This is a genomic window from Mesorhizobium sp. B2-3-15 (genome assembly GCF_006442875.1).
GTDB lineage: Bacteria > Pseudomonadota > Alphaproteobacteria > Rhizobiales > Rhizobiaceae > Mesorhizobium > Mesorhizobium australicum.
The window spans coordinates 467,130-483,221 of record NZ_VFVO01000001.1; the positions used below are offsets into that span (position 1 = coordinate 467,130).

Genomic DNA, 16,092 nt, shown 5'->3' on the forward strand with positions numbered 1-16,092 from the left:
AAGGGAGAGAACAATGCCGAAGGGATACTGGATCGCCCGCGTCGATGTGCGCGACGCCGAAGGCTACAAGGATTACGTCGCGGCGGCAAAACCAGCTTTCGAGCGCTTCGGCGCGAAATTCCTGGCCCGCGGCGGCGAGCATGAGAAAGCCGAGGGCCCAGGGCGGGCGCGCAATGTGCTCATCGAGTTCGAATCGCTCGCCGCCGCGCATGACTGCTACCACTCGCCGGAATATCAGCGCGCGGTGGCCATCCGCCAGAAGGTCGCCGACGGCGAGATCGTCTTGGTCGAGGGTATCTAGCGCAAAAGCCTGTTCGCCGCGGTTTCAGCCATCGCGTCGGCCAAGCTCAACCCCCATTGCTGGCGGCAATAGGCGCGGAAGTCGAAGCAGGGCAGGCCGGGACAGACCTCGAATTCGATCAGGTGAACCGTGTCGTCGGCCTCGACGCGCAGGTCCATGGAAAACACATCGCGCAGGCCGAGCCCGGTGATCAGCCGTTCGGCGATCCCCCTGATCCTCGCATCGGCCACCGGCTGGCTGTCCGCGACCGCAGCGAGTTCGGGTTCGGCGTATTGCCCGGCAGCCTTCGCCGCCTCGCCGGTCTCGCCATAGAGCGCCAAACTGTCTTCCATGGTCTGGAAATCACCTCCCGACTCGACAAAGGCGACGCCGAGCGCTTCGACCCCGGTATCCGGCATCAGCCCAAGGAAGCTGGCGCGGACGTTGCGGCCGGCGACATAGGGCTGGACGACGACATCGTCGCGATAACAGGCGAAAACACGCCGGCTAAGCTCCAGCGCGTGAGCGAGATCGGTTACGCGCGAATCCGGCCAGATGCCGATCTTGGCGCCGAGGCGGTTGGGCTTGACGAACCAGCCGGCGGCGGAGGCCGGCGCCTCGACCAGCCATTTGCCATCCCGCGCGAGACCGGCCTGCGGCACCGGCAGGTCGAGCGCGCCAAGCACGGCGCCGGAGCGGAACTTGTCCTGGCAGAGCGCGAACAGCGAATCGTCGGCGCCGATGGTGTTGAAACCGCTCAGTCTTGCCAAAGCGGGTGCCGCGCCGCCACGGAAATAGGCGACGCCGTCGGTCAGCGTCCAGACCAGCGCGCTTCGCGGATCCTCCCCGTCGAGCACCTTGGCCGCATCGTCGAGCACCACCGGCGCAAAGGACAGGCCGCGCGCCTCGCAGGCGGCGGCCAGCGCATCGAATTCGAGAGCGAGATCGGTCGACTGCGCCAGATAGGACGAGATTTCGGCGGCACGCCGCGATGCATGACCGTCGGCGAGCAAGCGGTCGAAACAAGCCTTTTCAGGCTCGTGGACAAGGACCAGTTTCGGCTTGTGCGTTGGCATGATGTGGCGGTTCCCGACGGTGCGATGACCTACCATCGCACGGTCCGCACAATCGGCTTTCGCGAAATCGACGCGCCCCGGGCGCCTGTGTGACAGCGCCAGGATTGCGACCGTAGCCCGGGTCCGCGTCCGGCGATGTCAGGCGATCAGCACGCGCGGTTCCAGGCGGCCATTGACAGGAATGTCGAGCAGGAAGGTCATGCCGCCCTGCAGGTCGAGCAGACGCTGCTTTTCGTTCTTGCCCGACCAGGCCGAGGTCACGGCCAGCCGATCGGCATTCCTGCCGACGAAGGCCGGGCAGGATGGCTGCGTCACCGGCATGGCGACCGTGCGGACGAGCTCGCCGTCCGGCCCATAGGCCTCGATGACGCTGCCACCCCAGACGGCGTTCCACAGGATGCCGTCGCGGTCGAGCACCGAACCGTCGATATAGCCCTTGGCCGAGCGGTGATCGACGAAGATCTTCGGCTCGCCGACGGGCAGGCCGGTCGCCGGATCGCAGGCAACGCGCATCAGCAATCCGGTCGAGGTGTCGGTGTAGTAAGCAAGCGTGCCGTCTGATGAAAAGCAGATCGAGTTCGAGACGGTGATATCCGAAAACAGGCGGCGCAGTTCGCCTTTGAAAAACCAGTAGATCGAGCCCGCGCCCTTCTCCTCGCCCTTGCCCATGGTACCGACCCACAAGGCACCGCAGGGATGGACGCGGGAATCGTTGGAACGGGTGACCGGGTTGTCGGCCTCGATGGCGGTGTGCAGCGTCATTCCGCCGGTGGCGACGTCGCGGACAAAAAGCCCGGTTTCGGTGGCGATCAGCTGTCGCTTGTCATCGATGATGGCGATCGCGCTTGCCATCTGGCCAAGCTCGTGGATTTTCAGCGCGCCGCCTGCCAAGGGCTTTTCCAGGAGCTGGCTGTTGACGATGTCGAACCAGAATAGCGCATCCGTGCCGGGATCGTAACTTGGCCCTTCGCCGAGTTGGCAGACATGATCGGAAAAGACGGAAACGATCGGTTCACTCATCATGCTTCTCCGAATACCGCATCCCAGGCAGCGACGGCTGCGTAGGCGCGCGCCGCCACATCATCGACGCTCATGCCTGGCTTGAACAGGCTGGAGCCGAGCCCGAAGACCGTCACGCCAACCGCCTTGTAGCCGGCAAAGTCCTTTTCCGAAACGCCACCGACCGCGCCGACCAGAGTCTGCGCCGGCAGCACGGCCCGGATCGCGGAAATGCCCGATGCGCCGAGCACGCTGGCGGGGAAGAATTTCAGCGCCGAGGCGCCGAGCCGGATCGCCTGGAAGGCCTCGGTGGGGGTGAACACGCCGGGCATGGTGACCATGCCGTAGTGCGCGGCGCGGCCCATCACCTCGGCATCGATGTTGGGGCTGACCAGCAGTCGTCCGCCGGCCGCGTGAAGACTATCGACGTCGGCCGCGGTCAGCACCGTGCCGGCGCCGACCAAAGCTGTCTTCGGCAGCACTTGAACAAGCCTGGCGATCGACGAAAACGGCTGGGGCGAATTGAGCGGCACCTCGATAGCCTCAATGCCGGCATCGAACACCGCCTGGCCGATGGCGATCGCCTCGCTTGCCTTGAGGCCGCGCAGGATGGCGACCAGACCGCGCTTAAGTTTTGGAAAGGGTGCGGTCTCGGTCATATGGCGGCTCCACTTCTGGCAATCATGCCATTCTCCCGCGCGGCCTCGATGAGACCGGCGCGTACAGCCTCGTCCGCGTCGACTGTCCGCACACCAAGCCCGGCAAGGCCGAGGGCGGCCTGGTAGAGCCCGGCCAGCGCGCCCGAGGCAATCAGCACGACCGATGTCGCGCCGGCGCCATGCCGGCGCCGGGCCGATGCGATCTCGCCGCCGATCAGCAGGCCGGACAGGCAGGCGGCGGCATCATCGGCCTCGAGGTCCTGGAGCAGGCCGGCGGCGCGGATGGCAAACAGCCGAGAGGTGACGTCACCGCCATCGCCTAGCGCTGTTTCGCACCAGTGGCGGAAGAACGGATTGTCTGGAGCAACCGGGCTTGGATGTTCACCCAGCGAATGGCGCAGGATCGAGTGCGCGGCAAGCACGGAAAACAGCTCGCCCGTCGGCCAGGTGCCGAAGCCGGCGACGGCGCCGTCCTCCACCAGCACCCATTTCGAATGCGTGCCGGGCATGCAGACCAGTTCGCGGCCCCTGGCGGGCAGGCCGGCGCCGGCAAGCTGCGTCTCCTCGCCGCGCATGACATCGGGCGCGTCGGCCAGGCGCTGGGCAAGGCCGGGAATGATGCGGATGTCGCGCTTCTGCCCGGGCACCCTAGCGGCGCCGCCGAGAATGGCACCGAGCGGCGACGGAACGCCGACATAGGGCGCCTCCAGCCAGCCCTGGCGGGAGCCGGCCATGCCGCAGATGATGACTGGCAATTCCTCCGGCGCGCCCATCGCTGCCAGATGGCCCTCCAGAACGTTGGCGAAGCCCTTTTCGCGCGCGGTGATCAGGCCATCGTCGCCGCGCCGCTCGGCAAGCACCTTGCCGCCGCCATCGATCAGCCAGGCCCGAAGCCGGGTCGTGCCCCAATCGAGCGCCGCGACTGCCGGCACGCTGCTGGCAAACCCCGGGCTCACAGGAAACCTCCATCGACGATCAGCATCTGCGCGGTCAGCATGCGCGAGGCATCCGAGGCCAGGAACAGCACCGTGCCGACCATGTCGTCCGGCCGCATGACGTCCCTGATGCACTGCTTGGCGACATGGGCGGCAAGCGCCTGTTCGGTGACCCAGCGCTGCTGCTGCCGCTCGGTGATCACCCAGCCGGGCGCGACGGCGTTGACGCGGATGCGGTCGGGCCCGAGCTTGCCGGCCAACCCCTTGGTGAGGCCGAGGATGCCGGCCTTGGCGGCGGTGTAGGCCGGCAGGTCGGGATGATTGATCAGATAGGACGTCGAGGTGAAATTGATGATTGAGCCGCCGCCGGCGCGCTTCATGCCCGGCGCCACCGCCTGCGCGGTGAAGAAATGCGGCCGCAGGTTGATCGCCTGGTTATTGTCCCAGAACTCCACCGTCACGTCTTCGACGGCGTGGCGTTCGTCCCAGGCGGCGTTGTTGACCAGCACGGTGACGTCGCCATGCGCTTCGGCCGCCTTCGCGGCGGACGCCCGCAGTGCTTCGATATCGCGCAGATCGGTCCTGAGATAGAGCGGCCGACGGCCGAGCTCTTCCTCGATACGGTCGGCGAGTGCGATGCTGGGCTTGTCGGCGATGTCGATGAAGGCGACCTTGGCGCCCTGGCGCATGAACCCTTCGGTCAATGCCGCGCCGATGCCGGAGCCGCCGCCGGTGATCAGCACCGAAGCGCCTTCGAGGTCGACAAAACGCGCCGATGGCATCATGATTTTTCGTCTCCCGGGTCAACCGGCGCGCATCCTAGCCAGACACGTCCGGCGGGCAAGGGCGAAAAGACCGATTTCGGGGCTTATGTCTGACAAAAAGGCGATCGCGCCCCTGCGCGACCCGCCAAGCGGCATCGCCGCATCGCGGGCAGGGCCGAAACCCGCCGCTCAGATCGCCTTGGCGCGCAAGGCGCCACGGAAGGAATCACGGAGGTAGCCCAATGTCGCGTCGGCATCGGCCGGCTTGCCGAACAGATAGCCCTGCCCGCCGGCGCAACCGAACTGGACCAGGCGATCGGCCTGCGCCTCCTCTTCGATGCCTTCGGCGACCACGTCCATGCCAAGCCCTTCGCACATGGCGAGGATGGCGCGGATGATGTGTTCGGACGGCCGGTCGTCGAGAATGGAGGAGACGAAGGCGCGGTCGATCTTGAGCTTGTCGAAATGGAATTCGCGCAGGCGGCCGAGCGAGGACTGGCCGGTGCCGAAATCGTCGAGCGAGACACGGATGCCGACGCGGCGCAGATCCTCGACGATCTGCGCGGCCGAGGCCGGGTCGTTCATCAGGCCGGTCTCGGTGATCTCGATCTCCAGCCGGCGCGGGTCGAAGCCGGTACGGTCGAGGATCGCCAGTATGTGCAGGCCGGTGTTCTGGTCGACGAGCTGCGAGGGCGACAGGTTGAAGGACAGGAACAGGTCTTTCGGCCAGCTCCTGGCGGCCTCCGTGGCCTTACGCAGCACAAGCTGCGACAACGGGCCGATAATGCCGCGCTCCTCGGCGATGGGGATGAAGACGGTCGGCGGCACCGAGCCGAGGTCGCGGTCTGTCCAGCGCGCCAGCGTCTCGAAGCCGATGGTGCGGCGCGTGGTGAGATCGACGATCGGCTGGAAATGCGGCTCCACCTCGCCGGCCGAGACGGCGCGGCGCAGCGCCTGTTCGATGCGGGTGACGCGCTTGGCGGCCTCCTCCATCTCGCGGGTGTAGACGACGACGCGGCCGCGGCCGGAACGCTTGGCATGGTAGAGCGCCGTTTCGGCCTTGTTGATGAGTATCTCGGTGGTCTCGTCGCCGGAATAGAACAATGAGCAGCCGACCGAGGCCGAGAGCCTGGCGGTGCGTTCGCCGACATCGTAGGGCGCCGACAGGATCTCGATCAGCATGCGGGATTTTTCCGCCGCCGCCTCCTCCGAGAACAACAGCGGGTAGAGGAAGGCGAATTCGTCGGCGCCGATGCGGCAGACCGTCGAATGGCCGTCCATCGAGGCGCGCAGCCGCATCGCGACCTGGATCAGGATGTCGTCGCCGGCCTTGTGGCCGAACAGGTCGTTGATCGGCTTGAAACCATCGAGGTCGAGAATGCCGACCGTGAAGGGCGCGGGATCGTCGGAACGGTCGCTGATCAGGCGATCGACCTTGTCGAAGAAGCGGCGATGATTGCCAAGCCCGGTCAACGGATCGGTGAACGCCAGATCCGTGCTTTCCCTGTTTGCCTGACCGGTGCCAAACGGAGTTTGCATCGGTGTCCCTGTTCGTCCCTGCTTTTGTCGTCGGAATTTATTTTCCAGACTGGCAGCAAACCCTTTAGGAAACGTATCCCACTGACCGATTTTTGTGGCCGGAGCATGATCCCGAAAAGGGGTCCGGCTTTCGCCGTGAGCCGTGCCCAAACAGGAAGCCGGATAGCTTCGTGAAGCCGGCTATAGGATCCGTCAAGCGCTTGGATTTTCAGCCGTTTGGCTTGACGCGATACAGTTCCAGGGGTCTTCCCTTGGTCTCCGCCACCGGCTCCAGCCAGACCGGCACGTCCCCGCTCATCAACCTGGCCAGGAAACCGTCCGGTGCCCTGGCCATGAGCAGGCGGCTTTCCGCATTGCCACGGCAGAGTGCGACAAGGCCGACATGATGCCTTTCGACAACGGTTCTGGCGTCGGCATCCGAGCCCAGCAAGGCATCGAGCGCGACCAGATTTCCGGCGACGTTGCGGTGGTAGAGTCCGGCCAGCACGCGGTGACCGGTAAAGTCCAGTATCGGCGAGCCAAGATTCGAGAGCGAAAGCACGGTTGTGGCCGGCATCCGGCCGAGCGCCGCGAACGATGCCTTGCCGAGGCAAGCCGTGTCTGCGGCCTTGGCACCGGTGGCAGCCGCGTCGGTTTGGAAAGCGCTCGACGCCGCCCCGGCAGCGCCTGCCCAGATTGCATTTACCGATATCAGCCAGGCCGCGGCCATCCTGAGTGCGGCGCTGTTGGACGGACTGGTTTGCGCACGCTGCCGCCAGCAGGCGATCCATACCGCAAGCGGGATCACCGCGAAGGCGATGGAGAAGGTCGAGCCGCGAACTTCCCAGGCGCTGACCAGGAACGCCATAACCAGCAGCGAGCCGACAAGGCTGTCCTGCCGACGCCAGCCATGGCCGACGCGGAGCGCCATCAGGATGATGGCCACCAACGGCGTGGCAAACCGTGCCACCGCTCTGGCCGGATCATTGGTGACGATCTGGAACAGCGGCTGCGCCTCGTCGATATGGCTGAGCCACATCTCCTTCAGGCGCGGATCGAGGTTGGCATAGGGCGAGGCCAGGCATTGCGGGAACAGGAATACAACCACAGCCGCAAGAGCTAGCCCAAGCAGGCCGAGCGAGGCCAGGCGGCCGGCGACGGTGGCACTGGCGGCCTTCCACGAGGCGATGGCCGCCAGCCCCGCGCCGGCAAGTCCGGCGACGGCGAACTGCACAATCGAAAATGTGTCGCACTGTGCCTGGGTCCATGCGGATGCCGGGACGGTGGCGACGAAGACGAGAGCCGAAACAGCGGCGACGCCCAGGCCAAAGTCCCTCGCGGTCAGCCTTTCCCGAGCACCATTGCCAAGGAACAGCAGCGCGACAGCGGCGCCAAGGGTTCCGGCGTAGGGAGCGCTTTCCATGCCGATGGCCACGCTCAGCGTGGCGCAGATGCCCGAAAGCAAGGCGGCCGGCCGCAGCAAGGGAGCCTCGAGCAGCAAGGCAAGGCTCGCCAGGATCAGCATCAGCTGCACATTGTGATGATCCAGCGAACCTGGGGAGAAAATGCCGAGGTAATAGAGCGCGGCGCCACCGACGACGGCGGCGGGCAGGACAGCGTGGCCGCCGGCGAAAGCGCGCGCGGCGCGGATAATGAAGAAGACCGCCAGCCAGAACAGCAGGGCAGGCCAGGCCACCTGCACGACCTGTTCAGCCAGGGCGACGTTGCCCGTCAGGGCCGATACGGCAAGGACGCCAAGGGCCAGTGGCGCGTCGAGCAGCCGCGACCAATGCATGACGAAGCCGCCGTCCAGTCCCATCCTGTACTGGTGCAGGTCGAACCAGCCCTGGCCGGCCAGAAGATCGCGGACCTCGACCAGTTGCAGCAGGCTGTCATTGTCGCCCGCCGGGTTGGCCAGTTGCGGAAATCCGGTCACGGCATAGACCGTGAGCGGCACCAGGGCCGCGAGCAGCGCCGCCAGCATGTCCGCCCGCCAGGAGGGACGGGCGGTTTCCTTGGAAGGCATCGCGGCATGGCCAGCGGTCATTTTCCCGGGATAGCTGTGGCCGCGCGCCGGAAACACCCAAAGCCTCGAGACCAGATAACTGATGGTGCTTGTCACGACCATCGTCAGCGCCGACATCGCGACGGGCGACAGGCCGAAATGCGTTACCGCCACCTGCGAGACGAGGCCGGCAAAAGCGGCGCATCCGGCTTGCAGGGTAAGATAGCGCGGGAATGCGACCTTGTGATCGTGTTCCGCACCGAACGTCCAGCCCCGTTGCGCCCGATAGGCAATGACGAACGCCGTCGCATAAGCCATGGCACTACCGGCGAACGGCGGAACGCCCAGCGAAACCAGCAGCCAGGAGAGCGTGAAAAACAATCCCGCCGCACCGATGCCCACCACCACGAAGCGGAACGGGCGCGCCTGGACAAGCGCCGGCAGCACGTCGGTCATTGTTGCTCGCGTGCCGTCGTTTCCCGCGACAGCCCGGCCTTCAGCCGCTTGACAGGTATCTCCAGCACACCGAGCAGGAATGCCGAAAAGAAGACCTGGAACGAAATGACGATCAGGCTCAAGCCCAGCACGACGATGCGCGGAATTTCGGAATCGTTCAGCGGACCGAAGCCGAGATGGGCCCAGCGCGCCACGGCATAGAGGCAGAACAGGAAGCCGGCGGCAAAGCAGATGCCGGCATTGGCGGCGAGACGGTCGGTGCTGATGGTCCTGGTCAGCCAGTCCGACCCGCGGCTTGGCGGCAGGATGCCGGTAATTTCGGCGTAGTATCGCGAAATGGCACCGAAGGTGATGAGCTGGATGCCGGTGACGATCATGAAACAGGCGGCGACGAAGGTGTTGAGATCGAGCGAAAGATTGTCGACCACCCGCAAGGGGCCGAACACCAGCAGCGCCGCGAACAGCGTGCCGAGGCCGGAAAGCACCGCCCCTGGAATGAAGAACATCCAGCGCGGATTGTAGACCAGCAGGAATTTGAGATGCCGCCAGCCGTCGCGCCAGGTCCTGAGATGCGGCGGCCTGCTGCGGCCGTCGGGCTTGAGCGTGGTCGGCACTTCCTCGATGCGCAGCCCGGCAAGCGCGCTGCGCACCACCATTTCGCTGGCGAATTCCATCCCGGTGGTCTGCAGATCGAGCTTCCTGATGCTGCCGGCGTTGAAGCCGCGCAGGCCGCAGTGGAAGTCGCCGGTCTTGATGCGGAAGAACAGGCGGCCGACGAAGCTCAGCACCGGATTGCCGAGATAGCGATGCAGAGCCGGCATGGCGCCAGCCTCTATGCCGCCGTGGAAGCGGTTGCCCATGACCAGGTCGGCGCCGCCGCGCAGCCGCGCCACGAATGCCTCCAGTGCACCGAAATCATAGCTGTCATCGGCATCGCCCATGATGATGAAGCGTCCCCTGGCGGCAGCGATGCCGCCCAGAAGGGCCGCGCCATAGCCCTTCTGCGCCACCGGGACGACACGAGCACCGCCTTGCGCTGCGATCTCCCGCGAGCCGTCGGTGCTGCCATTGTCTGCGATCAGCACCTCGCCCGCTATGCCGGATTGGTCGAGAAAGGCCTTGGCCTTGCCGATGCAGACGGCGAGCGTCTCGGCCTCGTTGAGGCATGGCATCAGGATGGTGAGTTCGAGCTGCTGGGTTGAGGCTGCGCGGACGGCAGTGAGCGCGTTCATGATCGTCGTTCCATCGGGTGCCCGGCGCTGCGTCAGGTCGGCCGGCTGCATTCGGAGCTTACCGTCGCACGGCAAGGCTTAAGAAAGCGATGATGTCAGTCCTCGTCTTGTCTGCAACCGGCAGGCGCGCCTTGCTGATCCCAATGTTCAAAAGGTCGCGATTGGCAGAACGCGCCGCGACGCTTATATCGCTTGCGTCGACTATGCTGGGGACCTGCCATGAAGTTGAAAATCGCCGTCCAGATGGACCATGTCTCCACCGTGTCGATCGCCGGCGACACCTCGTTCGCCCTGTCGCTGGAGGCGCAGCGGCGCGGTCACCAGCTGTTCCACTACACGCCCGACCGGCTGTCGATGCGCGACGGCAAGGTGTTTGCCCGCGTCGAGGAGATGACGGTGCGCGACGAAAAGGGCAGCCACTATTCGCTGGGCGAAAAGGTGCGCACCGACTTGTCCGAAATGGACGTCGTCCTGCTGCGCCAGGACCCGCCCTTCGACATGAACTACATCACCACGACCCACATCCTCGAGCGCATCCATCCAAAGACGCTGGTCGTCAACGACCCGGCCTGGGTGCGCAACAGCCCGGAAAAGATTTTCGTCACCGAGTTCCCTGACCTGATGCCGGACACGCTGATCACCAAGGATCCGCTCGAAGTCGCCGCCTTCCGCAAGGAATTCGGCGACATCATCGTCAAGCCGCTCTACGGCAATGGCGGCGCCGGCATCTTCCACATGCTGGAAGCCGACCGCAATCTCGCCTCGCTGCTCGAAATGTTCGGCCAGATGTTTCGCGAGCCCTATATCGTGCAGCGTTACCTGAAGGATGTGCGCAAGGGCGACAAACGCATCATTCTGATCGACGGCGAGCCGGTCGGCGCCATCAACCGGGTGCCGGCCGAGCACGACTCCCGCTCCAACATGCATGTCGGCGGCCGCGCCGAGAAGACCGAGTTGACGACACGCGAGCGCGAAATCTGTGCCCGCATCGGGCCGTCGCTGAAAGAGCGCGGCTTCATCCTGGTCGGCATCGACGTCATCGGCGACTACATGACCGAGATCAACGTCACCTCGCCGACCGGCGTGCGCGAGGTCAAGCGTTTCGGCGGCGCCGACATCGCCAGCCTGTTCTGGGACGCGGTGGAGGGGAAGCGGACATAATTTGTTTTCAGTTTGTGTTAACCATGTTCCGCTTTTGCAGCCGGGCACAACCGGCGCGCAACCTGGGCGGCTACCGGTTGCGCCAATGTTCCCGATTTGATCAAGGGTGGCGCCTCAAAGCCGGCGCTGTTCGCGCTCTCCCTGACGTCAGCCGTCTGGGACCCAATCTCGGAACAGCTTGATCTTAGGCGTGTTGCGGGGGCTTTCGGAATGCACCAGCCAGTAGTCGCTCCATGCGCTCACCTCACTTGTTCCTGTAATGTTCTTGCCCTGGGCTGAAATCTGTGGTTGTCTTGCGTTGACGTCGCTCGCGGCCCATTAAGGGGCAAGGGCGAGCCGGCATCGGGGGCAGACAATGGTGGCGCGGGTTCGTACGGTCGCTTTCCAGGGCATCGAGGCAGTGCCGGTCGACGTGCAGGTGATGATCGCGCCCGGCAAGGTCAACATGCATATCGTCGGCCTGCCAGACAAGGCGGTGGCGGAAAGCCGCGAGCGGGTGCAGGCGGCATTGCATGCGTCGGGCCTGTCGATGCCGTCAAAGAAGGTGACCGTCAACCTGGCGCCCGCCGATCTGCCGAAGGAAGGCAGCCACTACGATCTGCCGATCGCGCTCGGCTTGATGGCAGCCCTTGGCGCCATTCCGGGCGACATGCTGGCTGGCTATGTCGTGCTGGGCGAGCTGTCGCTCGACGGTACGATCACCGCCGTTGCCGGTGCCTTGCCGGCGGCGATCGGCGCCAATGCCGAAGGCAAAGGGCTGATCTGTCCCTTCGCTTGCGGGCCGGAAGCGGCCTGGGCGGGGCGGGAATTCGACATTCTCGCGCCGCGCAGCCTGATTGCGATCGCCAATCATTTCCGCGGCACACAGGTGCTGTCGCGCCCGGAGGCCGGCATCCGCGCGGCGGCGCGCGACCTGCCCGACCTTGCCGACATCAAGGGCCAGGAGACGGCGAAGCGGGCGCTGGAAGTGGCGGCCGCCGGCGGACACAATCTGCTGATGATCGGTCCGCCAGGCTCAGGCAAATCGATGCTAGCGCAGCGCCTGCCGTCGATCCTGCCGCCACTGGCGCCGAAGGAACTGCTCGAAGTCTCGATGATCGCCTCGGTGGCTGGCGAGCTCGGCGAAGGCAAGCTGACCGACCGGCGGCCGTTCCGCGCCCCGCACCATTCGGCCTCGATGGCGGCGATGGTGGGCGGCGGCCTGCGCGCGCGGCCGGGCGAGGTGTCGCTCGCTCATCACGGCGTGCTGTTCCTCGACGAGTTCCCCGAATTCACGCCGCAGACGCTCGATGCGCTGCGCCAGCCGCTTGAAACCGGCGACTGCATGATCGCACGGGCCAACCATCGCGTCACCTATCCGGCCCGCATCCAGCTGGTGGCGGCGATGAACCCGTGCCGCTGCGGCATGGCCGGCGAACCGGGTTATCGCTGCCTGCGCGGCGATCGTTGCCGCACCGATTACCAGGCGCGCATTTCAGGTCCGCTGCTCGACCGCATCGATTTCAGGATCGAAGTGCCGGCGGTCTCGGCCAGCGACCTGATCCGGCCGGACCGGGCGGAAAAGAGCGCCGACGTGGCGTTGCGCGTGGCGCGTGCCCGCACCATCCAGCGCGAGCGTTTCGAGCGGCTCGGCGTCAACAGCGCCACCACCAACGCGCATTGTTCTCCTGCCATCATCGAGACGATCGCCATGCCGGACGCCGCAGGCCTGTCGCTGCTCAAGGATGCCAGCGAAAAACTCGCCTTTTCGGCGCGGGCCTACCACCGGGTGCTCAAAGTGGCGCGCACGCTCGCCGACCTCGACGCCAGCGAATGTGTCGGCCGCATCCATCTGGCCGAGGCGATTTCCTATCGCATGAGTTCGGAGCGCATGGCGCAGGCGGCGTAGCCGCGTTCCGCGCAGCTCCGGTTAGCTATCGCAAGGTCGCGATGAAATGCAGGCGACGGTCGAAAAACACGCTGGCCGGGAACGGATAGAGCGACAGCTTCTCACGCCAGGTGCGGGGTGTGATGCCCGCGGCGGCAAAAATGGCGTCCCACTCGGCCTTCGAGAGATAGTTGTAAGGCAGGCGCACGTTGTGCCCCTTGTTGCCCACCCAATCCATGAAACGAAGCGTCTGGTAGGCCGCGAAGCCTTCGCGCGAGTGATCCTTGATGACAACGCCCTTGCGCGCCACGCGGGCCGCCTCGCGCACGAGATGACCCGGGTCGTCGGCATGATGCAGCACATCGACAATCGTCACCCAGTCATAGGAGCCATTCGCGGCGGGAATGGTGCTGCCATCGAACAGTTCTACCGGGATATGGGTTTGCGGCCTGATCAGCACGTCGATGCCGCGAAACGTCAGCCCCGGCTTTTTTTCCATGATCGCCTTGGCGATGGAGCCGTCGCCGCAGCCGAGATCGAGAACGGTGCCGGCCGGGCCCAGTTCGTCGGCCAGCCGGTCGGACAGGATGCGCACGCGGCGCTGGAAAACTGCCCGGTCATGGACGGAATTCAACAGTTTCTTTTCGATCGCCATCGTGTTGGCCATGCCAATGCTCCGGAGCCCTCCAGCCAGCACTAACTGAAAAAAGCAAAGGAACCGTATCCAGCCATAAGAGCCTGCCGCCTTCGGCACGACATTGCCGCTGGGCTGACGCCGCCGTCTTCGCCGGCGCGGACCGGCGACATCCAGTCGGCGCTCCAAACCCTTTCAACGCGATATCGTCCTACCCTTGATTGGCCTTCAGCTCCAGCCTGCGCTTGTGCAGCACAGGCTCGGTGTAGCCGTTGGGCTGGCTTGTTCCCTTGAGCACCAGGTCGCAGGCGGCCTGGAAGGCGATCGACTTTTCGAAGTCGGCGGCCATCGGCCGGTAGAGCGGGTCGCCGACATTCTGCAGATCGACAATTGCCGCCATGCGCCGCAAGGAATCCATCACCTGGATTTCCGAGCAGACCTTGTGGCGCAGCCAGTTGGCAATGTGCTGCGAGGAGATGCGCAGCGTGGCGCGGTCTTCCATCAGGCCGACATCGTTGATGTCGGGAACCTTGGAGCAGCCGACGCCCTGGCCGATCCAGCGCACGACATAGCCCAGAATGCCTTGCGCGTTGTTGTCGAGTTCGCGCTGGATCTCGTCGGGCGTCCAGTTCGGCCGCACGGCCACCGGCACCGACAATATGTCGTCGAGCTTGGCCTTGGGCCGGCTCTTCAGCGCCGCCTGGACCGCATGGACATCGACCTTGTGATAGTGCGTGGCGTGCAGCGTCGCCGCCGTTGGCGATGGCACCCAGGCGGTGTTGGCGCCGGCCTTGGGGTGGGCGATCTTCTCGGCCAGCATCGCGGCCATCAAGTCGGGCATCGCCCACATGCCCTTGCCGATCTGGGCGTGGCCGGCGAGCCCGCATTCCAAGCCCGTGTCGACGTTCCATGCCTCATAGGCGGAAATCCAGGCGGCCTGCTTCATGTCACCCTTGCGGATCATCGGGCCGGCTTCCATCGAGGTGTGGATCTCGTCGCCGGTGCGGTCGAGGAAGCCGGTGTTGATGAACACCACGCGCTCCCTCGCGGCGCGGATCGCCTCCTTGAGGTTGATTGTGGTGCGCCGCTCCTCGTCCATGATGCCCATCTTGATGGTGTTCCGGGCCATGCCGAGCAGGGCTTCGACACGGTCGAACATCTCGACCGCGAAGGCGACTTCCTCCGGGCCATGCATCTTGGGTTTCACGACATACATCGAGCCGGCGCGGGAGTTCATCCGCCGTCCCTTCGGCCCGACATCGTGCAGCGCGATCAGGGCCGTCATCGCCGCGTCCATGATGCCTTCCGGCACCTCGTTGCCGTCGCGGTCCAGGATTGCCGGATTGGTCATCAGGTGGCCGACATTGCGCACCAGCATCAACGAGCGGCCAGGCACGGTCACCGTGCCGCCGGCAGGGGCGATGTAGGCGCGGTCGGGGTTGAGCTTGCGGACGAAACTCTTGCCGCCCTTGCTGATTTCTTCGGCGAGGTCGCCCTTCATCAGGCCGAGCCAATTGCGGTAGACGACGACCTTGTCCTCGGCATCCACGGCCGCTACCGAATCCTCGCAGTCCTGGATGGTGGTCAGCGCCGATTCCAGGATGACGTCGGCAATGCCAGCCGGATCGGTGCGGCCGATCTGGTTGTCGCGGTCGATGACGATCTCGACATGCAGCCCGTTTTTCACCAGGAGCACGGCTTGCGGATTGGCGGCGTCGCCGCGATAGCCGACGAATTGTCTGGGATCGGCCAGCGTCGTCGAGCCGGCGCCGGCGCTGAGCTTCAGGGCGGCGTTGGCAATCGACAGGCCGTTGACCCCTGCCCATTTGCCCGAGGTGAGCGGCACCGACTGGTCGAGAAAGTCCTTGGCCCAGGCGATGACCTTGGCGCCGCGCGCCGGGTTGAAGCCCTTGCCCTTCTCAGCGCCATCCGTTTCGGGGATGGCGTCCGTGCCATAGAGCGCGTCATAGAGCGAGCCCCAGCGTGCATTGGCGGCGTTGAGCGCATAGCGCGCGTTCATCACCGGCACCACCAGCTGCGGTCCGGCCACGACCGCGATTTCCGGGTCGACATTGTCGGTCGAGACGCTGAAGGCCGGCCCTTCCGGCACGAGATAACCGATCTCCTTCAGGAACGCCTTGTAAGCGTTCATGTCGATGGGCGCGCCATTGTCGCGATACCAGCCATCGAGCTTTTCCTGCATGGCATCGCGTTTTGCCAGCAGCGCCCGGTTCTTGGGCGCCAGATCATGGACGATGACCGAGAACCCGTCCCAGAAACGCGCCGCTTCGATGTCGAGGCCGGGCAAAGCTTGGTCGACGACGAAGTCATGCAGCTCGCGGGCAATGCGCAATCCGGCGATCTCGATGCGATCGGTCATCAGGCTACTCCAGATGAAAGGCTTTGCGGGCGTTTGGCATGTCAGGGGTGCAGGGTCAATTCAGCTTAGGGTGTAGGTGGGGCATTTTGGGCGGTTGGCCAATCTCCCCGAGGAGGGCGGAGATGG

General features: G+C 65.2%; 13 protein-coding genes. 3 read left to right on the plus strand and 10 right to left on the minus strand.

Annotated elements, in window-relative coordinates:
* Window positions 1-13 precede the first annotated feature (13 nt).
* Complete coding sequence (locus FJ954_RS02295) at window positions 14-301, plus strand: DUF1330 domain-containing protein (protein WP_023781950.1); 288 nt, start codon at window positions 14-16, stop codon at window positions 299-301.
* Here the strand turns inward: FJ954_RS02295 and FJ954_RS02300 are convergent.
* The 8 genes from FJ954_RS02300 to FJ954_RS02335 form a co-directional block, all read right to left on the minus strand.
* On the minus strand, window positions 298-1,356 hold the full coding sequence (locus tag FJ954_RS02300; RefSeq protein WP_140660285.1) for a D-alanine:D-lactate ligase-like protein: 1,059 nt from the start codon (window positions 1,354-1,356) through the stop codon (window positions 298-300). The genes FJ954_RS02295 and FJ954_RS02300 overlap by 4 nt on opposite strands.
* 138 nt (window positions 1,357-1,494) lie before the next feature.
* Entirely contained in the window at window positions 1,495-2,376 is an 882-nt protein-coding gene (locus FJ954_RS02305) for an SMP-30/gluconolactonase/LRE family protein (RefSeq protein ID WP_140619798.1), read from the minus strand.
* Window positions 2,376-3,014 carry a 2-dehydro-3-deoxy-6-phosphogalactonate aldolase gene (locus FJ954_RS02310; RefSeq protein ID WP_140660286.1) on the minus strand — a complete coding sequence of 213 codons (639 nt, stop codon included), beginning with the start codon at window positions 3,012-3,014 and terminating at the stop codon, window positions 2,376-2,378. The genes FJ954_RS02305 and FJ954_RS02310 overlap by 1 nt, the downstream gene beginning before the upstream one ends.
* Window positions 3,011-3,970 (minus strand): 2-dehydro-3-deoxygalactonokinase, encoded by a 960-nt coding sequence (locus FJ954_RS02315; RefSeq protein ID WP_140660287.1) that lies wholly within the window; start codon window positions 3,968-3,970, stop codon window positions 3,011-3,013. Before FJ954_RS02315 ends, FJ954_RS02310 begins: the two co-directional genes overlap by 4 nt.
* The gene (locus FJ954_RS02320) at window positions 3,967-4,734 is read right to left on the minus strand and encodes an SDR family oxidoreductase (protein ID WP_140660288.1); all 768 of its coding nucleotides are present in this window, start codon (window positions 4,732-4,734) and stop codon (window positions 3,967-3,969) included. The genes FJ954_RS02315 and FJ954_RS02320 overlap by 4 nt, the downstream gene beginning before the upstream one ends.
* Window positions 4,735-4,902: 168 nt before the next feature.
* Window positions 4,903-6,252 (minus strand): EAL domain-containing protein, encoded by a 1,350-nt coding sequence (locus FJ954_RS02325; RefSeq protein WP_140660289.1) that lies wholly within the window; start codon window positions 6,250-6,252, stop codon window positions 4,903-4,905.
* A 208-nt stretch (window positions 6,253-6,460) separates the two neighbouring features.
* Window positions 6,461-8,692: a GtrA family protein gene (locus FJ954_RS02330; protein ID WP_140660290.1), complete on the minus strand. Its 2,232-nt coding sequence runs from the start codon at window positions 8,690-8,692 to the stop codon at window positions 6,461-6,463.
* Entirely contained in the window at window positions 8,689-9,924 is a 1,236-nt protein-coding gene (locus FJ954_RS02335) for a glycosyltransferase family 2 protein (protein WP_140660291.1), read from the minus strand. Before FJ954_RS02335 ends, FJ954_RS02330 begins: the two co-directional genes overlap by 4 nt.
* A gap of 219 nt (window positions 9,925-10,143) precedes the next feature.
* Between FJ954_RS02335 and gshB the strand changes: the two genes are divergently transcribed.
* Window positions 10,144-11,085 carry a glutathione synthase gene (gene gshB / locus FJ954_RS02340; protein WP_015314678.1) on the plus strand — a complete coding sequence of 314 codons (942 nt, stop codon included), beginning with the start codon at window positions 10,144-10,146 and terminating at the stop codon, window positions 11,083-11,085.
* Between the two features lie 355 nt (window positions 11,086-11,440).
* Entirely contained in the window at window positions 11,441-12,973 is a 1,533-nt protein-coding gene (locus FJ954_RS02345) for a YifB family Mg chelatase-like AAA ATPase (protein ID WP_140660292.1), read from the plus strand.
* A gap of 25 nt (window positions 12,974-12,998) precedes the next feature.
* Here FJ954_RS02345 and FJ954_RS02350 read toward each other — a convergent pair whose 3' ends face one another.
* Both FJ954_RS02350 and FJ954_RS02355 read right to left on the minus strand, forming a co-directional pair.
* Window positions 12,999-13,619, minus strand: coding sequence for a class I SAM-dependent methyltransferase (locus FJ954_RS02350; RefSeq protein WP_140660293.1), 621 nt, complete (start codon window positions 13,617-13,619; stop codon window positions 12,999-13,001).
* 178 nt (window positions 13,620-13,797) lie between these two features.
* Window positions 13,798-15,966 (minus strand): malate synthase G, encoded by a 2,169-nt coding sequence (locus FJ954_RS02355; protein WP_140660294.1) that lies wholly within the window; start codon window positions 15,964-15,966, stop codon window positions 13,798-13,800.
* Window positions 15,967-16,092 lie beyond the last annotated feature (126 nt).